This is a genomic window from Hymenobacter sp. FMD4 (assembly GCF_058932745.1).
In genome coordinates this window covers 197,685-216,255 of sequence record NZ_JBZYWH010000006.1, presented here as the reverse complement: position 1 = coordinate 216,255, position 18,571 = coordinate 197,685, and the positions used below count along the sequence as shown (strand labels likewise).

The 18,571-nt window shown below is 60.1% G+C and carries 21 protein-coding genes; 15 read left to right on the top strand and 6 right to left on the bottom strand.

What is annotated here, in order from left to right:
• The first annotated feature begins 48 nt into the window (after positions 1-48).
• Positions 49-849 (top strand): phosphatase PAP2 family protein, encoded by an 801-nt coding sequence (locus AC5FXY_RS08820; RefSeq protein ID WP_493556293.1) that lies wholly within the window; start codon positions 49-51, stop codon positions 847-849.
• A 334-nt stretch (positions 850-1,183) separates the two neighbouring features.
• Here the strand turns inward: AC5FXY_RS08820 and AC5FXY_RS08815 are convergent, their stop codons facing one another.
• From AC5FXY_RS08815 to AC5FXY_RS08805, 3 genes are all read right to left on the bottom strand, one after another.
• Positions 1,184-1,951: a LytR/AlgR family response regulator transcription factor gene (locus AC5FXY_RS08815; protein ID WP_493556292.1), complete on the bottom strand. Its 768-nt coding sequence runs from the start codon at positions 1,949-1,951 to the stop codon at positions 1,184-1,186.
• Positions 1,948-3,003 (bottom strand): sensor histidine kinase, encoded by a 1,056-nt coding sequence (locus AC5FXY_RS08810; RefSeq protein WP_493556291.1) that lies wholly within the window; start codon positions 3,001-3,003, stop codon positions 1,948-1,950. The genes AC5FXY_RS08815 and AC5FXY_RS08810 overlap by 4 nt, the downstream gene beginning before the upstream one ends.
• A gap of 111 nt (positions 3,004-3,114) precedes the next feature.
• Positions 3,115-3,954 carry a DUF5694 domain-containing protein gene (locus AC5FXY_RS08805; protein WP_493556290.1) on the bottom strand — a complete coding sequence of 280 codons (840 nt, stop codon included), beginning with the start codon at positions 3,952-3,954 and terminating at the stop codon, positions 3,115-3,117.
• Positions 3,955-3,970: 16 nt separating this feature from the next.
• On the opposite strand from AC5FXY_RS08805, the gene AC5FXY_RS08800 reads away from it, so the two are divergent.
• Entirely contained in the window at positions 3,971-4,099 is a 129-nt protein-coding gene (locus AC5FXY_RS08800) for a hypothetical protein (RefSeq protein WP_493556289.1), read from the top strand.
• Positions 4,100-4,159: 60 nt separating this feature from the next.
• Positions 4,160-4,894, top strand: coding sequence for a hypothetical protein (locus AC5FXY_RS08795; protein ID WP_493556288.1), 735 nt, complete (start codon positions 4,160-4,162; stop codon positions 4,892-4,894).
• A gap of 77 nt (positions 4,895-4,971) precedes the next feature.
• Here the strand turns inward: AC5FXY_RS08795 and AC5FXY_RS08790 are convergent, their stop codons facing one another.
• A complete protein-coding gene (locus AC5FXY_RS08790; RefSeq protein ID WP_493556287.1) occupies positions 4,972-7,107 on the bottom strand; it encodes a TonB-dependent receptor family protein in 2,136 nt (711 codons plus the stop codon).
• A gap of 123 nt (positions 7,108-7,230) precedes the next feature.
• Here AC5FXY_RS08790 and AC5FXY_RS08785 point away from each other — a divergent pair, with 123 nt between their 5' ends.
• The 5 genes from AC5FXY_RS08785 (at position 7,231) to AC5FXY_RS08765 (ending at position 10,867) form a co-directional block, all read left to right on the top strand.
• Positions 7,231-7,386: a hypothetical protein gene (locus AC5FXY_RS08785; RefSeq protein ID WP_493556286.1), complete on the top strand. Its 156-nt coding sequence runs from the start codon at positions 7,231-7,233 to the stop codon at positions 7,384-7,386.
• A gap of 11 nt (positions 7,387-7,397) precedes the next feature.
• The gene (locus AC5FXY_RS08780) at positions 7,398-7,898 is read left to right on the top strand and encodes a hypothetical protein (RefSeq protein ID WP_493556285.1); all 501 of its coding nucleotides are present in this window, start codon (positions 7,398-7,400) and stop codon (positions 7,896-7,898) included.
• Positions 7,899-8,058: 160 nt separating this feature from the next.
• On the top strand, positions 8,059-8,766 hold the full coding sequence (locus AC5FXY_RS08775) for a hypothetical protein (protein WP_493556284.1): 708 nt from the start codon (positions 8,059-8,061) through the stop codon (positions 8,764-8,766).
• A gap of 68 nt (positions 8,767-8,834) precedes the next feature.
• Positions 8,835-10,142: a dicarboxylate/amino acid:cation symporter gene (locus AC5FXY_RS08770; protein WP_493556283.1), complete on the top strand. Its 1,308-nt coding sequence runs from the start codon at positions 8,835-8,837 to the stop codon at positions 10,140-10,142.
• Between the two features lie 158 nt (positions 10,143-10,300).
• Positions 10,301-10,867, top strand: a complete 567-nt coding sequence (locus AC5FXY_RS08765; RefSeq protein WP_493556282.1) for a hypothetical protein — start codon at positions 10,301-10,303, stop codon at positions 10,865-10,867.
• 130 nt (positions 10,868-10,997) lie between these two features.
• On the opposite strand, the gene AC5FXY_RS08760 is transcribed toward AC5FXY_RS08765, so the two are convergent.
• Positions 10,998-11,453 (bottom strand): energy transducer TonB, encoded by a 456-nt coding sequence (locus AC5FXY_RS08760; protein WP_493556281.1) that lies wholly within the window; start codon positions 11,451-11,453, stop codon positions 10,998-11,000.
• 192 nt (positions 11,454-11,645) lie between these two features.
• Between AC5FXY_RS08760 and AC5FXY_RS08755 the strand changes: the two genes are divergently transcribed.
• The 7 genes from AC5FXY_RS08755 to AC5FXY_RS08725 all read left to right on the top strand — a co-directional run bounded on the left by AC5FXY_RS08755 (position 11,646) and on the right by AC5FXY_RS08725 (position 16,775).
• Complete coding sequence (locus tag AC5FXY_RS08755; RefSeq protein WP_493556280.1) at positions 11,646-11,951, top strand: sll1863 family stress response protein; 306 nt, start codon at positions 11,646-11,648, stop codon at positions 11,949-11,951.
• Between the two features lie 11 nt (positions 11,952-11,962).
• Positions 11,963-12,289 (top strand): outer membrane protein assembly factor BamE domain-containing protein, encoded by a 327-nt coding sequence (gene bamE / locus AC5FXY_RS08750; protein WP_493556279.1) that lies wholly within the window; start codon positions 11,963-11,965, stop codon positions 12,287-12,289.
• 304 nt (positions 12,290-12,593) lie between these two features.
• Positions 12,594-13,523, top strand: a complete 930-nt coding sequence (locus AC5FXY_RS08745; protein WP_493556278.1) for an alpha/beta fold hydrolase — start codon at positions 12,594-12,596, stop codon at positions 13,521-13,523.
• An 89-nt stretch (positions 13,524-13,612) separates the two neighbouring features.
• Complete coding sequence (locus AC5FXY_RS08740) at positions 13,613-14,212, top strand: DUF7010 family protein (protein ID WP_493556277.1); 600 nt, start codon at positions 13,613-13,615, stop codon at positions 14,210-14,212.
• Between the two features lie 42 nt (positions 14,213-14,254).
• A complete protein-coding gene (locus AC5FXY_RS08735; RefSeq protein ID WP_493556276.1) occupies positions 14,255-15,400 on the top strand; it encodes a sensor histidine kinase in 1,146 nt (381 codons plus the stop codon).
• Positions 15,401-15,449: 49 nt separating this feature from the next.
• A complete protein-coding gene (locus tag AC5FXY_RS08730) occupies positions 15,450-16,187 on the top strand; it encodes a LytR/AlgR family response regulator transcription factor (protein ID WP_493556275.1) in 738 nt (245 codons plus the stop codon).
• A gap of 249 nt (positions 16,188-16,436) precedes the next feature.
• A complete protein-coding gene (locus AC5FXY_RS08725; RefSeq protein WP_493556274.1) occupies positions 16,437-16,775 on the top strand; it encodes a hypothetical protein in 339 nt (112 codons plus the stop codon).
• A 114-nt stretch (positions 16,776-16,889) separates the two neighbouring features.
• Here the strand turns inward: AC5FXY_RS08725 and paaN are convergent, their stop codons facing one another.
• Positions 16,890-18,563: a phenylacetic acid degradation protein PaaN gene (gene paaN, locus AC5FXY_RS08720; protein WP_493556273.1), complete on the bottom strand. Its 1,674-nt coding sequence runs from the start codon at positions 18,561-18,563 to the stop codon at positions 16,890-16,892.
• Positions 18,564-18,571 lie beyond the last annotated feature (8 nt).

The window sequence follows — 18,571 nt, the reverse complement described above, 5'->3', positions numbered from 1 at the left end:
TATTTTCGCAGCCACTGCCCCGCCGAATGCGGGGCAGTGGTCTTTTATATGCGTTTTCTATCCTCGCTTCTGCTCACCTTGTGGCTGCTGCCCGCCACCCTTCAGGCCCAAACGCCCCTGCCTACGCCGGCCGCTCCCGACACCACGCTTCGGAAGTACGAAAACCCTGATGGCGTATCTACTCCCACTAAAAAACCCTGGTATCGAGGCAAGCTGGTGAAGGCCACCATCGTACCCGCCTTGCTCATCGGCTACGGCGTCAGCACCATTAATGACCGCGGCTTCTACAGCAGCTACGATGCCCGCCGCGACATTCAGCGGCAGTTTCCCAACTTCCGTACACGGGTCGATGATTTCCTGATTCTGGCTCCGTATGCCGAATTGGCGGCCGTGAGCCTCGCCGGCGTGGAGTCGCGCAACGACCGGCTGAACACGCTGCTGGTGATTCTGAAATCGGAAGCCATTTTTGGAGTCAGCACCATGCTGCTGAAGAACACCACCAAGGTGCTCCGCCCCGATGGCAGCACCCGCAACTCTTTCCCGTCGGGGCACACAGCACAGGCGTTTTTGGCGGCCAGTATCGTACACACTGAGTTCCGCGACAAAAGCCAGTGGTATGGTGTGGGCGCCTATGCCATTGCAACCAGCGTAGGTGCCCTGCGCATGCTCAACAACCGGCATTGGCAATCCGACGTGGTAGCCGGCGCGGGCTTGGGCATTTTGTCGGCGCACTTGGGCTACCTTACCCACCGCAACCGCTGGGGCCGCAAGCCGCTGCCCGGCCGCTACGGCATCGCACCGCTCATGTATCCCGGAGCCACGGGCCTGAGCATCGTTTGGCGGCCGTAAGCAACTGCTTCCACCTCACCCCATGCGTGCCATCGGGGTGAGGAAAAAACCTACCCTTAGCAACGACAGCGGGGCCGCCGGAACTCAAGTTCGGCGGCCCCGCTTCACTTTTATAGCGCTATTGAAAGTGCGGCATGCCGCCATCGGCGCGGGCACCAGCCACTGCACTCGTTGCCTAGGCACTGATGCTTTGCTTGCCTTCTTCCTTTGGAGCGGAAACTGAGGAGTGCGCCCCTACGGGCATGTGTTTCCTCCGCTGCTCCCTGCCGGGCGAGTGTTAATCCGTGAACTGCCGACCCCAATGAATAATGCCCTGCCCGAAGCAGGGCTTTTTTCATTGGTCCAGCCACTGCTTGAAAGCCGAGGCGCGCTCGTTGCTGATTACCACTTCGGCCTCGGCATCCGGCGCCAAGGTGATTTTCAGACGGCCTTTGAAGTAAGTGTGTATCTCACGGATGGCTGAGAGGTGGGCCAGGTACTTGCGGTTCAGGCGGAAGAACAAGGCTGGGTCCAGGCGCTCCTCCAAGTCGTCCAGGGTAAAATCGACGATGTGGCGCGTGGTGCCGGTGACCAAGTAGGTGCACTTATCTTCGGCGTAGAAATAGGCCACCTCATCGGCCGCAATGGTTTTGATGCGCTGACCGGCCCGCACCAAAAAGCGTGACTTGTAAGCCGGCTCGCCTCCGCCCTTCAACTGCTGGAGCAGCGCCCCGAAATCTACCGCGGGTCGCTCGGAGCTGAGGCTGCGCTTTAGCTCATCGAGTTTGCGAAAAGCATCGGCCAGGGCGCGGGGCGTTACGGGTTTGAGCAGGTAGTCCACGCTGTTGACGCGGAATGCCTGGATAGCGTACTGATCAAAGGCCGTGGTGAAGATGACCGGACAATGGACCGGCACCTGCCCGAAGATGTCGAAGCTCAGCCCGTCGGCTAGGTGAATGTCTACAAAAAGCAGATCGGGCGCGGCATGAGTGCGCAGCCACTGCACCGTATCGGATACAGAATCCAAGCGGGTGACCACGCGGTAGCTGGCGTTGTAGCCACTGATCAACTCGGTGAGCTTGTCGGCGGCCAGCGGCTCGTCTTCGATGATGCCAATGTTCATGCGGGTTCTAGTTGGAGCAGCGGCAGCCGCACAGTGAAAGTAGCCTTGTGGCGCTCTACCTGCGGTTGCCGATCGGAAAGGTATTCGTAGCGCTTGCGAATATTGGCCAGGCCCAGCCCGGTGCTAGCGGGCTGGCTGCTGCGGGGCTGTACGTTGTTGCACACCGTGAGCTGGCCGGCCTCGTCCACCGTCACGGCCACCACCAGCGGCCGGCTGCCCGATACCACGTTGTGCTTGATGGCGTTTTCGAGCAGCATTTGCAGCACCAGTGGCGGCAGGTACTGCGGCCGCGCCCAGGTAGGAATATCCAGTTCCACCACCAGCCCCTCGGCGAAGCGCTGGCGCAGCAGAAACACGTAGGCTTCCACCACTTCCAGTTCCTCGGCCAGCGTGACCAGCTCCCGCTCCTGGCTGCTGAGCACGTAGCGGTACACCTGCGCAAAGTGCTCCACAAATTCCTTGGCCAGCGGCTGGCTGCGGTCGATGAGTACCGAGAGAATGTTCAGGTTGTTGAACAGAAAGTGTGGGCTCACCTGGGTACGCAAGGTGGCCAACCGGGCTTGGGCACTTTCGCGCTGCAGGCGCTCGGCGCGTAACTCGGCCTGCCGCCAGCGGTTCATAAACTGCAGCCCCAGCTGGGCGGCCTGCACCATGCCGTAAAGTATCAGCGTAATGCCGTTGACCAGCAGCAGCACGTGCCCCAGCGAGTCAATACTACCCGGCCGTTCGTAATACGTGAGGCTGTACCACTTCAGCAGGCCGTAGGGCACGTTGGTAATCAGCAGCGCCAGCCCGGCCCCGTACAGGACCTGCAGCCCCAGCCGCCTGGGCACGCTGCGCGACCAGGGGTGGCGCACCTCCAGCCGCGCCGATACCCATGCCACGCCTTCCCACATCAGGTAAATGATGGCGGTCAGAAACGCGACCATGAACCACGAAAAGCCCGACGGCTCCAAAAAGCTGGCCGCATAGTACACCGCCGTGAGGCACAGCCCGATCAGGGCCGAACCAAGCAGGCGCAGGCGACGCGGCGTGAGGTTGAGGTCAAGCATTTGTTTGGGGCACAAGGGGTGGTTCTTAGCTGGTGCGCTGTGGATGAAGATGCAAAAGCGGCGTTTGGGATTGTCAGACTTGGCCTGGTCTAACTGCCCCTTTCACAGTTGTCACTTAAGATAATCGGAAGCCTCGACCACTTGATACTGTGACGAGCCAAACAAAATGCTTTTAAAGAAGGACGTGTGGCCGTTGCCGTAAATCACCAGCGCCCGATCCTGCGGGGCCGCGGCCACTTGCATCAGATTGGCCACGATGTTCACGTTGCGGGCGTAATAATCGGCTACCAGGCGGCCGCCAGCTTGCTCTTTGGCATTGCCGTAGCGCAGCATGCGCAGGTACCAGTCGTGGTACTGGTGGTGGGTGCTGGGCTGATTGATGCGGCGGAAATACGTGGAGAGCGTGCTGTTGCGCAGCACCTGCTCCTCGGCTTTCAGGGCCGAGTCTACTTGCTGCACCTGCCGCTGCAGGGCGGCACCGTGACCGTTTCGCTGCGCGTACTGCATCAACTCCCCAAACTCAAAACGGCCGTCGGCATCGATGGCGTACACGCGCGGGTGGCCGAGCTGCTTGGCCAGCCGGAAGCCAATCTGGTCGATTTCATTGGCTCGTAGCTGGTATTCGCCTTTGAGGTACTTCTGATAGCACACCTGCAGCAGCGAATCATACTTGGTGCCGGCAGGCACTTCCACGCAGATTTTGGTGGGCTGGAAACGGGCCAGCTTTTGCACGAGCTCTTCCATTTCTTGTTGCCGCTTGGGCGTGCGCACGTCATCGGCTTTCATGTTGACGACGTCGGCTCCAGGATTGCCCATGTGGTAAGAACCCAAAATCATGACTTGGGCTTTGGCCGGCTTGCCTTTGCCGGGTTTCGGGCCGTCGGCGGGTCCAAAAGAACTGATGCCAAGCGCAAGGCTTAGCAAAGCAGGAAGTAAGCGCAGCGTTTTCATAGCTCAGAAAGAGTAGGTGATGCCCAAAGGTGCAGCCACCATCAGCCTGCCCCAACCTCTGCCTGACGAAGGCGGATACCAGCCCGACGACCCGCGCAAAATCCAGTTTCAACTGGCCATGCTCAACAAGTACTGTTACCGTTGAACTTGGCTTAAGCTGCGCCGTATCAGTCAAAAGAAGCTCCACAAGAAAGACCACCAAACTATGAAACGACTTGCTCTTACGCGCCAATGGTTTGTCGCCCTGCTCCTACTCACGCTGGTGAGCAGCTGCGGCAAGAAAGAAACCGAAGAAATACTGCCTTTAGATGAATCCAGCGGAGCGCCGCTCGTGCCCCTGACCTGCGGAGCGTACCGCACCTTCACGCAGTCGGAATGGGACCAGCCGGCCTCCGACGGCCCCAGCCCCGGTACTTACCGCGACCTGAACTTTGCCACCGTGTTTTTGAATGGTGGCACCAATGGCTTGGTAATCGGCATCGTGGGAGAAACCGGCCGCGAATACCTACGCTTTACCTCGGCGGCGGCTATCCAAGGGTTCTTGCCCCAGACCGGCGAGCCAGCCCCGCTCACGCTCGGCGCTGAGAATCCGCCCGCCGGCACCCAGTACAACGCTTTTGCCGGTGAAGTAGCCGTGCTGAAGATGAACCTGTACTACGATGACTACGAGCATCGCCGTACCCCCTTGCGCACCGGAGCGCCACTGCGCTTCCTCACCATTGCCGATGGACCTTTGAAGGACCTGAACCCTGAGCGCGTGCTGCACCTAGCCGAGCGCACCCTCGGCGGCGACCCAGTGCGTACGGCCACGTTCCGCCTGGCCGATGGCTCCAGCCGGACCTACACTTTCACCCTGCGTCAGCTCTACGAGGCCACCAAAGCCATCAACGAGAACTTTGCCGGAGGCACCGTCAATCGCGGCTACCTGCGCTGCATTTAGCGCTGACCAGAACATGCTCCCCAAAAGCACAACGCCTTCCAAAATTGGAAGGCGTTGTGCTTTTGGTGGTTTTGCGCTTACCAGCGCCAGCCCAAAGTCAGACCACCGTAGTAGTTACGGCCAGGCGCTGGTTGAAAATAGCGCCCTCCGAAAGCATTCAAGTCATTGCCAAGCGAATAGCGGCGGTCCGTAGCATTTTCCACCCCGGCGTACAGGTCCGCTTCGAGCCGGCCGATGAGCGTGCGACGCCAGCCTGCCCGGGCTGCAAAAACCCAGTAGCCAGTGGCGTATTCGGTGTTGGCATCGTTCAGCGGAATACGGGCCTGATGATTCACCGTGGGGCTGACATAAAAGCCGAGTTGCTGGCTGAAATCAAGGCCGCTCGTTAGCGTGTGCGGCGCGGCGCCGGTGAGGCGGTTGCCGCTGAAGTCGTTGCCGCCGCTTTCGTAGCGCCCGAAGCGGTAGTGGTTGTACGCGTAGCTCACGAAAGCCCGCAGGCCCATGGGCCCGACGCCGGACGATGCGGTTTCAGTGGCTTTACTACCCACTGCGCTAGCAGGCAGCTGCCACAGCCAGCCGCTCAGGGCCACTTCCACGCCGCGCTGCCGGGTGCTACCTGAGTTCGAAAACAAGCTCACGCCCTGATCCGTCACGCGCGTCACGATGGTCTGGCGCAGCCGAAAATCATAGGCCGACACGTCAAAAGTCAGGCGGTTGCCGAAGAGTTGGCCGCGGGTGCCAAGCTCGTAGTTGGTACCGCGTTCGGCCTGCAGGTCACGGTTCAGGGAGCCATCCGAAGGCCGGATTTCTTCCTCCGTGGGCGGCGAAAAGCCGGTGCTAACACTGGCGTAGGCGGAAATCAGCGGCGTTAGCTCCTTGAGCAGGGCCACCCGCGGCGACACTTCCGGCCGGAAAGTGCGTGAGTAGGCGTACGTCTGCGCAGGCGTGTTCAGGTTGTCCTGCAGCCGCTCGATGCGGTAGCGCAGGCGGTTGTAGCTAGCGCCCACCGTAGCCAAAAAGCCCGCCGGCAGCTCCCAATCGGCCTGCGCGAACCCAAAGCCGGTAACAGTCCGGATTTCGTCGTCGTAGCGTAGCAAGCCGGTACTGCCGCCGCGGTTCTGGTAATTGCGTGAGCTTTCGAAGCCGTTTTGGAGCTCCGCGCCCGCCGTGAGGCGCAGGGGCCGGCCAGCCAGCAGTGTGCGGTAGTTAAAGGCCGTGCGCCCGCCCCAGCCCAGCAACGTATTGCGTTCGTAGTCAACCAGAAACGGCGTACGAATGGCCGTGGCGGTAGTGTAAAGCGTGGTTTTGTTGGACAAGCCCGCTGTAAACCGGTACTCGTGCGTGGCCCCGAGCAAGGTCGTGCGCGAGCGGTAGGCGGCCTGCTGCTCCGCCGTGCCCGGCCCAGTGGCGCTGCGCGGACGAGCCTGACGCGGGTCTTGCTCATATTGCGCCCGGGTGAGGCTACCGGGCAATTGGTAGTCCAGATCGGTGTAAAGCGCGTGCAGAGCTAGCGTCTGCTTTTCCGAGGCCGCCAACTCGCCATCGAGGGTTATCACGTCGCGGCGCTGGGCGCTGTTCTGGCGGTAGCCACTTAGTTCCTGTCGCGCGTACTGAGCCCGCAGCAGGCCGCTGGCGGTGCTGGTTTCGGCCACGGCCGAGTAGCGCCGTAGCCCGAAGCTACCCGCTGTGAAGCCAGCCTGCGTCCGGGTTTGGCCCGGCCAGGGGCGCCGGTTGCTTAGCAGCACCGCGCCACCCGTACCGGCGCCGTACACGCTGGCAGCCGGCCCTTTGATAACCTCGATGCGGCCCAGCGTGGCTGGATCAAGTAAATTGAGCGGGGTGCTACCGCTAGCTTCAGTGAAGGGAATGTCATGGTAATACACCTTTACATTGCGCACACCGAAAGGTGAGCGGAGCGTGCTGCCGCGCACGCTCAACCGGTAGCTGGCCGTGGCCCGCTCCTCCAGCCGCACACCAGGCAGCGTATTGACGGCCTGCGTCAGCGAGGTCTCGTTGAAGCGCGTGATGACCCTGGCATCCACCACACCTACGCCAGCAGCGGTACGCCGCAGCGGTAAGTTTTGACCATAGCCGATTACAGTGGCCTCGGGTAGGGCGACGGGGGCGCGGCGAGTGGTATCGGGGGTGACGGTTTGGGCGTGCAAGCCCAGCGGCAGCAACAGCGGAGTGAGCGCCGCACAAAGTCGAATCATGAAAACGGAGTAAGCCTTGCCTCCCGAACGCGAAAGGCACCCGCCAGGTTTGCCACACAGTTGCTACCACGCCCAAGCCAAAAGGAGGATCAGCTTCAGCAACAGCTGCTCAATGCCACTTTCATGGAAATGGAGCTTGACGTGCTAAACCTTGCCTATGCCTTCGTGAACATCATACTATTGCGGCGCATGACTCGTTTTGAAGACCGATTAGTTACTCGTCATGCTCCCGACGATGCGCCCGCGCCGGTGGAGCCGGCTTCGGTGCTAGCGGGCTAACTTTTGCCTCGATGCTCTGCCGCCGTTCCAAGCTGTTGCGTCTATTGCCCATCGGTTTGTGTAGTGCAGCGCTGCTACCACCACTAGCAGCCGAACAGTTTATCCAGCGCACGGAAGGCCGCCGCCAAGTCGTGATTCAACTAACTATGCCGTCGCTGCCGGAGCCTGGGCATCAAGCGCGTGGCCCTTACCCAGTGCCTACGCTTCAGGCGCCCAGCGCTGCCGAGATAGAATGCCTGCGGCCCTGGCGCGACAATATTATCGGCAGCACTTTACACGACCGGCACGCGCTGCAGCAGTTTCGGGAGCAGCTGCGCGCCCTGGTGGCACAGGAAAGTCCCTACGGCGCGCTGGCCCTGACGTTCCAAGCCTCGGCTCGCTACGCGTCTTTGATAGAAGCGCTGGATATCTGCCACCAGGAAAACGCCAAAAAATATTTGCTGGTAGGCACCACCCTGGTGTGCGTGAGTAACCGGGCCAGCAGCCCGCTTTACCGTCTTCCACGTCGTTAGCAGGCATAGATTGCCTGCTAGCTTGCCGCCGCGTTTGGCTACTTTCAGTCTTGCTAAGGCAGTGTTTTATTATTACAATCATTTATTCCCAAGCTTAAGCTTGTGCTCAGGTTCTAAGCTGTCCGCCTTGCTTACCCAGGCATTCATTTAGGTTTCTCTTATGTACGTCGTGCGTCGCCACCAGCGCAAACTGTTTTTCCCGACTGGTCTCTTAGCCCTGGCATGGCTGCTGTGGCTGGGGTGTACGCTGATTCAAGCTGACGACCGGGCCGTAACGCGCCGGGCTATGCAGATTACATTTCCGCCCTTGCCCAAATACGCCGCGGATAATCCTGTTTGGAATGGGCTCTTACCCTATTATTCGGCGCGGCAAACAGAACAATTTCGACGCTGGCGCACCGTAGAGCTATCAGGTCAATCAGCAGCTGACACGGTAACCCTTCGGCGGGTTCGCGCTTACCTGAACGAATTGGCATTATCGCCGAATGATGAATGGGGCGTCAGGGTAAAATTCAGCGCGCAGTCATCCTACCGCAGCTTGGTGGCGATGCTGGATATGCCGTCACAGTTGGGAATCAAGCAGTATTGGTTGTCATTCCGCCCGATTCCGACACTTTATGCCTATTCCCGAAAGCCATCGGACTGTTTGCTGTGCAATGACATGGTACCGATGGAATGCGGAGGCACAGTACGTCTACCTTCACCGCCAGTGCCCTGGACAGATACGATTCGCCAATGGCTGTCATCGGTATTCAACTCGGCAACGTGGAAACTTTGGCTTACCCCTACTTGGCGCTACTCCACCCTACTGCTTATGCTCATGGTACTAGCGGCCCTGCTACAACTACGCACCCTGAGCCGTCGCTAATACCTTTTATACGCCTGCAAGCTTGCCGCCGCGTTTGGCTATTTTGCGCTTTGCCTACGCTGCCCCGCATGAAACGCCTCGCCCGCAACCTCACCTTCCAAGTCCTCACCGCCATTGCCTTAGGCATCCTGCTCGGGGCTTTGTACCCCGAGGTCGGGGCGGCGCTGAAGCCGTTGGGCGACACGTTTATCCGGCTCATCAAAATGCTCATCGGGCCCATCATCTTCCTGACGGTGGTGCTGGGCATTGGGAGCATCGGCAGCCTGAAGAAGGTAGGACGCGTGGGCGGCAAGGCGCTGCTGTACTTCGAGATAATCACCACGCTGGCGCTGCTCATCGGCGTGACGGCGGCCAACCTGGTGAAACCCGGCGTGGGCGTGGACACCTCCGCCGCCACTGCCAAAGCTGCCGAGACGCAGAAGTACGCCGACCAGGCCGCTGGCATGGATTGGGTAGCCTTCTTCACTCACATCGTCCCCGAAAACTTCGTCGGTGCCTTCGCGCAGGGCGATGTGCTGCAAGTGCTGCTGGTGGCCGTGCTTTTCGGGCTGGCCCTCACGCGCATGCCCGCGGGCGTGGCCCAGCCGCTCATTCAGACTTTTGACCGGCTCAGTCACGTGTTTTTTGGCGTGCTGGGCATGGTGATGAAGCTCGCGCCGCTGGGGGCATTTGGCGGCATGGCTTACACCATCGGCACGTACGGGCTGCGCACGTTGCTGCCGCTGGCCAAGCTCATGGCTTCGGTGTACGTCACCATGTTCGTGTTCATTTTTGGGGTGCTGGGATTGGTAGCGCGCTATTACCGCTTCAGCTTGTGGCGGCTGCTGGGCTTTATCAAGGAAGAGTTGCTGATTGTGCTGGGCACCTCGTCGTCGGAGTCGGCGCTGCCACGGCTCATTGATAAGCTAACGGCCTACGGCTGCTCCCGCTCGGTAGCGGGGCTGGTAATTCCGACGGGCTATTCGTTCAACCTCGACGGCACCACCATTTACCTTTCCATGGCCAGCATTTTTCTGGCGCAGGCGTTTAATATCTCGCTTACACTTGGCCAGCAGCTTACCATCATCGGTATTCTGATGGTGACCAGCAAGGGCGCAGCGGGCGTCACGGGCTCGGGCTTCGTAGTGCTGGCCTCTACGTTGGCGGCCACCAAGGTAATTCCGGTGGAAGGCATGGCGCTGCTCCTGGGCGTCGACCGGTTTATGTCGGAAGCGCGAGCCATTACAAACATCATCGGCAATGCTGTGGCGGCTGTAGTCATTGCCAAAAGCGAAAACGAGTTCGACGAAACGCGCCACCTTCAAGCCCTGGCCGGCTACGTGCCGCCCGAAAGCGAGGTAGCAGCCGAACGCCCCGAACATTCAATAGAAGCCTAAGCCCTGCGTGGGAACCGCGCCTTCTCACGCTGACGCGGTGCCAGATCAAGCGAGCTGCCCCGAACGCGAACTGCTTTGGCGCCGTACCTAGAAAAAAATGCACTTTCGGAAGCAAAAACGGCCGCAGCGGTGTTCTGTGCCTATATCCAATTGACTGCATGCCTTCTTTACCGCCCGATCTGCGCAAAGCCCTCCTGAACCTGCCGCAAAAGGAAAAGGATCAGATGCTCGTGCGCCTCGTCTGCCAGGACAAGGTGCTCACCGAGCAACTGCAATTCCGCCTGCTCGAAGGTCCGGAGGCGCTGGAGGACCGGCGTGAGCGGCTGCGCGAGCGGATCGACGACCCGGTGCGCGGCTACCACCAGACGCCCAACGACTTGCTGCTGATTCTGCGGCAGTTGCAAAACCAGATCAGCTACCACAGCAAAATCACCGGCGACACCTTCGGCGAAGTGGAGCTGACGGTGCGCCTGCTTAATAACGTATTTCGCTTTCAGCCTACTTCGGTGGCCCGCCTCACCGGCATTACCCAACCCCTGCTCAGCCACCTTGTGCGCCGCGCCGATACCGCTCTGCGCCAGGCCGACAAGCTGGAGGCTGACTATCACCTGGAGCTAGCCGACGCCGTGAACGAGCTGCTGACCAACCTCTGGGGCACTGGTGCCGCCCCTCTGGCCCGCGACCTGGGCTTGCCCAAACAGTGGGGTGGAATGGTTAAATGGTAATGCTCACACCCGGTGCCAGTCGCGTAGCGGCGCCACGTCAGCAGCAACGTGCCAGACGCCAACACTTAGCTTTAGGAGAGCGGTAACCGCTTTACCTAACACCGTACTGTTCGCCCGCCTCCCTCGCCGCTTACTCCAGCGCCCGGAATACGATGGGCAGCGTGTAGGTCACTTTCACTGGCTGACCAGCTACGGTGCCGGGCGTCCACCAAGGCATGATGCGCACGAGGCGCAAGGCTTCTTCGTCGAGGCCGTGGCCGAGGCCTTTTACCACTTTGGGGTCGATGAGGTGGCCACGCTCGTCCACCACGAATTGCACGTAGACTTTGCCCGACACGCTGCGGCGCAGGGCCTCGTCGGGGTACTTCATCTTGTCGCGCAGAAACTTACCGAAGGCTTCGTTGCCGCCGGGGAAAGCAGGCATTGTATCGGCGGTGTGGTAAATAACCGGGGCGGCTGGGCCCGCATCGGCTGATTGTGTGGCCGAGTCGGTGCCCGAGGAGCTGGCGGCTAGTGTCCGAAGTTCCTGCCCAACTGCCGAAGCAGTGGTCAGCAGCAAAAACAATAATAAGGTAAAGCGCGGCATGGCTGATAACGGCCTCATCGGAAGGCTGCTACAAACCTAGTTTCGGGCCGCCGCCGGGTGGTTACGGCCGAATTACGCTTCTGTTGTGCTTGTGTTGGTAACATTCGTAGCATCCTTTCCGGCCTCGGCACAGTACAATGCATAGTGCCGCACCGGTGGCACGGTGTACCCTCCCCGATCCTACTTATTGCCATGAGCTACACGCCCAACCCCGACCACATGCGCGCGCCCAGCCACCTCAGCGAAAACGAGCTGCGGCAGGCCCTGGACGAGCTCGATTCCAAAATCAAGACGCTGCACGCACGTGCCAATGCCACCACAGCCAATTCCCCGCACCACTACCACGAGCACATTGCTGCGCTGGAAGTGAAGCGCGGTCAGTTGGCCACCCAGCTCGGCTCGCCCGATGCCAGCAATGCCGACCGGCAAGGCAGCGTCTGGACGGAAATTAAACGCGGCATCGATTCGCTGCGCGACGACATCAGCAAGCTGATCTAACTCTCGCCTTTATGCTCAAACGCCTATCCGTAGCCGCAGCCGCAGCCTTCTCGCTGTACGCTTGTACCGCCCAGGAAAGCTATCAGAATGCCGTAGCCTGCACCGAAATCCAAATGGGCATGTCGCAGGAACAGGTGCGCCACCTGATGGGGGCGCCGACCGGCGAAGACGCTGCAACCGACGGTGGCAAGACGTGGTCCTACCTTTTCGGCAGCGCTACCGACACGCAGCCCATCAAGATCATCTTCGGTGCCGATGGCCGCGTTACTGACAAGCAATGCGCTCCGCAGGCCCAAGGCGACAAACGCCCCGACAGCGACGACAACAACCAGCAGTAGCTCTACTGCTGGATTCTTCAAGAAAGCGGCTTCCCCAAGGGAGCCGCTTTTTCTTTTGCCTTAGCGCAGCACAACCACCTCGGCGGACATCAAGCAGCTTCATCGTTGAGCCCATCCTGAATGTCTATGTAAAGACTTCGGGCCGGGTATCCGACGCTAGGATGAGGTTTGGGCTTTCCATTCGCCCTGGCTTTTTTTCCACTCAGCTGACGGCGCTACCATTCGCCTAGCTTTTGCTTCCGCTCGGCCGCGGAATACGCCAGTTTTGGGTCATCAACCACGGAAACTCAAACCCTAGATGACCATGAAACGCTTCACTTCTACCCTCCGCTACAGCCTGTTGGCCCTGCTGCTCTTCATCGCTCACCTCGGCCAGGCAGCCGCGCCTGCTTCTTTTAAGGTGCAGGTAACCGGTAAAGGCCGGCCCATGATTTTGATTCCGGGCCTGACTTGCCCTGGCGAAGTCTGGGAACAAACTGTAGCCCGTTACCAAAGCCGCTACCAATGCCACGTGCTGTCGTTGGCCGGTTTCGCAGGCACCCCTGCCCTGCCCGGTGGCCCCACCGACCACTACCTCGCCACGGTACGCGACGAGGTAATTCAATACATCAAGGATCAGCACCTGCAGAAGCCGGTGCTGGTGGGTCACTCCTTGGGCGGCTTCACGGTGCTGGCCGTAAGCAGCAAGGCCCCCGAGCTGGCTGGGCCGGTAGTGGTAGTGGATGGGCTGCCTTTCATCGGCGCTATCCAGAACCCGGTGGCTACGGTGGAGATGGTACGGCCACAGGCCGAAGCGATGCGCCAGCAAATGGGCAAGGGTCGCATGCCCTTGGCCGTGCAGAAACAGATGCTGCAAAACCTGATTACCGACTCGGCCAATATCAGCAAAGCCGCTGGCTGGGGCCAAACGTCTGACCCGGCCACCACGGCCCAGAGCATGTACGAAATGTACACCACCGACCTGCGCCAAGACGTAGCCCGCATTACCGCTCCCACGCTGGTGCTCGGTGCTTGGGCCGGCTACAAGCAGTATGGCAGCACCAAGGCCAGCGTGCAGCAAACCTTTGAGTTGCAATTTGCTCAGCTGCCGCAGAAGCGCATCGCCCTATCCGAAACCGGCAAGCACTTTCTGATGTGGGACGACACGCAGTGGTTTTTCGCCGAGGTTGATGCCTTCCTGGCCCAGCATGCGCCGGCCAAGGGCAAAGGAGCGGCTCGTCCAAAAAACAGCTAAGTTTCGGAGGGCGGCCCAGTGCCGCCCTCTACATTACCCCTCACTAGCCCCGGCACCTTATTTATCAATCTCTACTTTCCCAACCAGCCATGATTCGCCAGGAAGATTTCGACGCCCTCCGTACCGAGCTGTCAGTCAAAGCCAAAAACGGAATCGACTTCATTGTAGCCGCCACCTTGCTGTGGTCGGGTATTGCGGTATTGTGGGCCCTGCCGGGTACTGCCGCCCAGCACAGCCTCTACACCTTTATGGCTGGTGGCGCGATGCTGCCGCTGGCCCGGTTGTTTTCGGGGCTGCTCAGCACCACCTGGACGCTGAAGCACAATCCGCTGGGTCCCCTGGGTTTGTGGCTGAACTTCGCCCAGCTGTTCTACTTCCCGTTTCTGGTCTTCATGTACATCCGCCACCCCGAGTATTTTATTATGAGCTACGGCATCATCACGGGGGCGCACTTCTTTCCCTACGCTTGGTTTTACCGCACGGCGGCCTTTGCTGTGGCGGCCGGGGTGCTGGCGCTCGGGTGCTTCCTATTGGGTCTGTACCTGCCGGTTGCCCAATTGTATCTGATTCCAGCCTTTGTGGCAGGCTCGATGGCGCTGCTAGCCGTGTGGATCTACGCCGACTACCGGGCTAAAGCTCGACTGGCCGCCGCTCCTGCCCCGGCTTCCCTTGCCGCTACCGTGGCCTAGGTGCGGCAGCGCCTCCCACCACACGACCTTCGTTTGGCTCCTATGAACTCTTCTATTGCCGTTCCGCCGCCCGGCCGCCTGTACTGGCGCCTGCAGTTCCTTGGTTGGGGGCTGTACGGCGTGTTTGGGATGGTGCTGTTTTCCGCGTTTTCGAAAAACTTCGGCACCACGCTGGCCCTGATTCAGCTGACCATCGTGGTTACGCTGTTTGTACTGTCGCACGGCTTGCGCTACCTCATCAAGCGCTACGATTGGGTGCAGCAGCCGCTGCTTGGCGTGCTATGGCGCCTGCTGTTGACCAATGCTTCGCTGGCCGTCCTGAGCCAGGTTATCATCTGGACGGTTATCACCTTCGCCATCAGGCCCACGGGAGGCGGCAACGAGCAGCCGCAGGGCGTAGCCCAGTTTATCGGCTACTCCATCAACGTCAATTTTGTGCTTTGGCTATGGTCGGCGGCGTACTTCAGCCTGCATTACCTGCGCAGCTACCGCCAATCGGAGATAGACAAGTGGAAGCTGGCCGCTGCCGTGCGCGAGGCCGAAATGCAAACGCTGAAAGCCCAGATCAACCCGCACTTTCTCTTCAATGGGCTGAACAACATCCGCTCGCTCATCGGCGAAGACCCCGACCGCGCCCGGCACATGCTCACGCACCTCTCGGAGCTGCTGCGCTACGCCATCCAGCTGAACCGCACCGAGCAGGTACCGCTCAGCCGTGAGCTAGCTGTGGTGCAAGATTACCTGCAGCTGGAATCACTGCAGTTGGAGGAGCGCCTGCGCTACACCATCGATGTATCGCCGGATTGCCTGGCGGTGCAGGTGCCACCCATGCTGGTGCAGGTATTGGTCGAGAATGCCATTAAGCACGGCCTAGCGCCGCTTCCCGCAGGCGGCGAGCTGCTGGTGCAGGCCCGCTGTGAACACGGCGAACTGCTGCTGACCGTAGAAAATACGGGCCAGCTTACGCCCGGCCCTACCAAAGTAGAAGGTACTGGCACCGGCCTGCATAATGTGCGCGAGCGGTTGCGCTTGCTTTTCAACGGCCGAGCCGAGCTGCGCCTGGAGCAGGCTACGCCTGAAACCGTAGCGGCCCGCGTACGGCTGCCCTTAGCCAGCGAGCAGCTAACCATCGCCAGTGAGCGGGCAGCAATGCCACCCGGACCTTCTGCCAATTCATCAGCGGCCTAAGCCGCCGGCCACTCGCTATCAATTACCCATTTATACTGCTGATTGCCCCATGAACGTCCTGCTGGTTGACGATTCGCGCCTGGCCCGCCAGGAGCTGCGCCGCTTGCTGCAGCGCCACCCCGATGTCACGGTGGTAGGCGAAGCCGCGCACGCCGACGAGGCCGTGACCCGCATCGCGGAGCTGAACCCCGACTTGCTGCTGCTCGACATTCACATGCCCGGTCGCACGGGCTTTGAACTGCTCGAAAGCCTGGACTCGGCCGCGCCGCAGGTGGTATTCACCACTGCCTACGACCAATACGCCGTGCAGGCTTTCGAAGTCAACGCGCTGGATTATCTGCTCAAGCCCGTGGATGAGCAACGCCTGGCCGCCGCTCTGGCCAAAGCCCGCGCCGCCCTGGTAGCCGAACCCGCTGACGAAACCCCAGCCGCCGCCCCGGTGCGTGAGCTACTGCGCGAGTCGGATCAGGTGTTTGTGAAGGACGGCGAGCGGTGCTGGTTTGTGCGCCTCGCCGATGTGAAGCTGCTGGAAGTGGCCGACAACTACACCCGCGTGCATTTTCACGACGTGCACCCGCTGATTTCCCGCTCGCTGCAGCACCTAGAGGCCCGCCTCGACCCAACGGTGTTTTTCCGGGCCAACCGCCAGCAAATCATCAATCTGAAGTGGATTGAGCACATCGAGCCGTGGTTCAGCAGCACGCTTAAAATTCAGCTGCGCGGTGGGCTGGAAGTGGAAGTATCGCGGCAGCAATCGGCGCGGTTTCGAGAGGCAATGAGCTTGTAGACCTGTGGCAGCGGTTGGGACGTCCGTGGTTTCGGCACAGCCTTAGCCAGCCACCTAAATGCGGCATCGGTGGCCTTAAATTCACCACTATAACAGCCTATTAGATGCTCATGACTTATGAATATTCCAAAAATGCGGTATTAAACTGATGCGGCTTCAAACGCATCCTTTTGAGTGCTAACCTAGTACACGGTATAGTTGTCCGGTTGACCCTGGGCCGTAGGGTAAGCACTTTTTATACCACCCGCCATGAAATTTTCCATACTGCTGCTCACGCTCGGCATTGCTTTCGCCGGGGCGTCATGCTCTCAAGATAACGTCGTTCAACAGCAACCCAACAAAGGCTACCGAAACGCTTCTACCAAATCTGAGCGAAGGCACAACGATAAATCCCAGTTCCGAGGCAGCTCACAGCCCCGCACCATCGGTACCGGCCTCGATATGAATGCCAACAACCCGTACAAATTCCGGACGGTGAAAGCCGCCAAGCCTTACAAGTATACCAAGGCCCCCAAGCCGACTAAGAACAAAGCCAAAACCCAACAGGCGTCACGCTCGGGTGGTGGCATTAGCACTGCCAGCAATTGAGTGCTGAGGCCTGAGCTTTTAGAACCGAGACTTCGTTGAGGAGTAAGCCGTTTTTACAAAAGCCCCGCTACCACACGGTAGCGGGGCTTTTGCATTGTGGTGTATGCCTATCAATTAGCTCACCGGCTCACGAAAACCAACCCAAGTAAAGCGCTTGATTACAAACTCGGGGTTGGTGAAGGAAGCGTTGCCGGCGGGGTTGCCGCCGGTCACATGAAAGTCGGAGAAGGCGGCGTTCTGGTTCACGTAGAAGGCGCCGGTCAGGTTGAAGCTCACGGCGGTACCGGCCAGGCTCATCTGATCCATTATTTCCTCTTTCAGAGCGGCATCGGTGGTGTATGCCGCGCAGCTTATGGCGCCGTACTCACGGGCCAGTTCGGCGGCCAGCTTTAAGCTCTCATAGGAATTTTTTGTTTTGATGGCCAGCATAATCGGCCCGAACAGCTCGCGGCTGAACTGCTCTTTCTGGTCGGCAGCCACCTCGTATAGTGCGGGCGAACAAGTGCGGGCATTCTGGAAGACGGGGTGCTGCACTTTGCCGTGCGCCAGCAGGCTGCGGTGGCCGTTGTTGGCCAGCTGTTCCACGCGCTGCTGCGTAGCCGGGTTCTGAATCGTGCCCAGCACGTGCGGGCCAGCCTTGGGGTTGGCGGCGAGGCCCTGCACGGCGGCGGCTAGCTTCTGCACGACTTCCTCGTAAGGCACCAGCGTGCCGGCCACTTTTATGCCCTGCTCAGGAATGAAAAAGTTCTGCGGAGCGGTACACATCTGCCCCGAGTATAGACTGGCGGAAAAGGCCAGGTTCTGGGCCACCTTGTCGAGGTCGTCGCAACTGTCGAGGATAACACTGTTGGCGCCGGTTTTCTCGGTGAAGACGGTTTTGCCCTTCACCTGCAGGCTTTCGATGTAGTTACCGAACTCGGTGCCGCCAGTATAGTCAATGAGCCTCACGGCGGGATGCTCGGCCAAGTCTTTGGTGATGAGACGATCATCGGCATCCACAGCCAGCTGGCAAATAGAGGCCGGCAGGCCGGCAGCCACCAGCACCTTCTGCACTTCGGCCACCACAATGGCGATGGGCAGCACGGCCTTGGGGTGGGGCTTGATGATGACGGGGTTGCCGGTCACCAGCGAGGCGTACATGCCGGGCACGGTATTCCAGGTGGGAAAAGTAGAGCAGCCGATAACCAGGGCTACGCCTTTGGGCACCGGGCGCCAGGTTTTGCGCAGGCTGACGGTGTGCTTGCCCATGGGCTTGTCCCATTGCACTTGTTCGGGGAAACGCGTTTGCTCCTCGTAGCCGGCGGCAATAGCTTCTAGGGCGCGGTCGGCGGCGTGAGGCCCCGAGGCCTGAAACGACATCATGTAGGCCTGCCCCGTGGTGTGCATGGTGGCGTACGCAATTTCAAAGAAGCGCTGCCGGATGCCGTCCAGGCTGTCGATGAGCAGCGCGGCACGCTCAGCAGGCTTCAGCTTGCGCCACACAGCAAAAGCTTCTTGGGCGTGGTGTATTAGCGTTTCGGGGGCGTAGTACGGGTATTGAATGCCGAGTGCAGCCTGCTCGTACGGCGACTCTTCCTGCCCTGCCCAAGCTTCCGGCTCGCCTTGTTGCAACTCGGGAAAAGGCTGGCCGCGGCGGGCGTTGAAGGCTGCACGGCCCTGGGCATCGGCCTCGGCGCCGTACACTTCCGGCGACGGGTTTTCGGGATAAAGGGTAAAGAACGTCCGGTCGTGCAGGGCCTGCACCGCCTGCTCCAGCGTAGCCTGGTGCTTCAGGATGGCATCGGTCATAATTAAGC

What these genes read in the sequence shown, in the direction of transcription:
- AC5FXY_RS08820 (WP_493556293.1), top strand. Translation starts at nt 49, where the DNA reads ATGCGTTTTCTATCCTCGCTTCTGCTCACCTTGTGGCTGCTGCCCGCC.
- AC5FXY_RS08815 (WP_493556292.1), bottom strand. Translation starts at nt 1,951, where the DNA reads ATGAACATTGGCATCATCGAAGACGAGCCGCTGGCCGCCGACAAGCTC.
- AC5FXY_RS08810 (WP_493556291.1), bottom strand. Translation starts at nt 3,003, where the DNA reads ATGCTTGACCTCAACCTCACGCCGCGTCGCCTGCGCCTGCTTGGTTCG.
- AC5FXY_RS08805 (WP_493556290.1), bottom strand. Translation starts at nt 3,954, where the DNA reads ATGAAAACGCTGCGCTTACTTCCTGCTTTGCTAAGCCTTGCGCTTGGC.
- AC5FXY_RS08795 (WP_493556288.1), top strand. Translation starts at nt 4,160, where the DNA reads ATGAAACGACTTGCTCTTACGCGCCAATGGTTTGTCGCCCTGCTCCTA.
- AC5FXY_RS08790 (WP_493556287.1), bottom strand. Translation starts at nt 7,107, where the DNA reads ATGATTCGACTTTGTGCGGCGCTCACTCCGCTGTTGCTGCCGCTGGGC.
- AC5FXY_RS08785 (WP_493556286.1), top strand. Translation starts at nt 7,231, where the DNA reads ATGGAAATGGAGCTTGACGTGCTAAACCTTGCCTATGCCTTCGTGAAC.
- AC5FXY_RS08780 (WP_493556285.1), top strand. Translation starts at nt 7,398, where the DNA reads ATGCTCTGCCGCCGTTCCAAGCTGTTGCGTCTATTGCCCATCGGTTTG.
- AC5FXY_RS08775 (WP_493556284.1), top strand. Translation starts at nt 8,059, where the DNA reads ATGTACGTCGTGCGTCGCCACCAGCGCAAACTGTTTTTCCCGACTGGT.
- AC5FXY_RS08770 (WP_493556283.1), top strand. Translation starts at nt 8,835, where the DNA reads ATGAAACGCCTCGCCCGCAACCTCACCTTCCAAGTCCTCACCGCCATT.
- AC5FXY_RS08765 (WP_493556282.1), top strand. Translation starts at nt 10,301, where the DNA reads ATGCCTTCTTTACCGCCCGATCTGCGCAAAGCCCTCCTGAACCTGCCG.
- AC5FXY_RS08760 (WP_493556281.1), bottom strand. Translation starts at nt 11,453, where the DNA reads ATGCCGCGCTTTACCTTATTATTGTTTTTGCTGCTGACCACTGCTTCG.
- AC5FXY_RS08755 (WP_493556280.1), top strand. Translation starts at nt 11,646, where the DNA reads ATGAGCTACACGCCCAACCCCGACCACATGCGCGCGCCCAGCCACCTC.
- bamE (WP_493556279.1), top strand. Translation starts at nt 11,963, where the DNA reads ATGCTCAAACGCCTATCCGTAGCCGCAGCCGCAGCCTTCTCGCTGTAC.
- AC5FXY_RS08745 (WP_493556278.1), top strand. Translation starts at nt 12,594, where the DNA reads ATGAAACGCTTCACTTCTACCCTCCGCTACAGCCTGTTGGCCCTGCTG.
- AC5FXY_RS08740 (WP_493556277.1), top strand. Translation starts at nt 13,613, where the DNA reads ATGATTCGCCAGGAAGATTTCGACGCCCTCCGTACCGAGCTGTCAGTC.
- AC5FXY_RS08735 (WP_493556276.1), top strand. Translation starts at nt 14,255, where the DNA reads ATGAACTCTTCTATTGCCGTTCCGCCGCCCGGCCGCCTGTACTGGCGC.
- AC5FXY_RS08730 (WP_493556275.1), top strand. Translation starts at nt 15,450, where the DNA reads ATGAACGTCCTGCTGGTTGACGATTCGCGCCTGGCCCGCCAGGAGCTG.
- AC5FXY_RS08725 (WP_493556274.1), top strand. Translation starts at nt 16,437, where the DNA reads ATGAAATTTTCCATACTGCTGCTCACGCTCGGCATTGCTTTCGCCGGG.
- paaN (WP_493556273.1), bottom strand. Translation starts at nt 18,563, where the DNA reads ATGACCGATGCCATCCTGAAGCACCAGGCTACGCTGGAGCAGGCGGTG.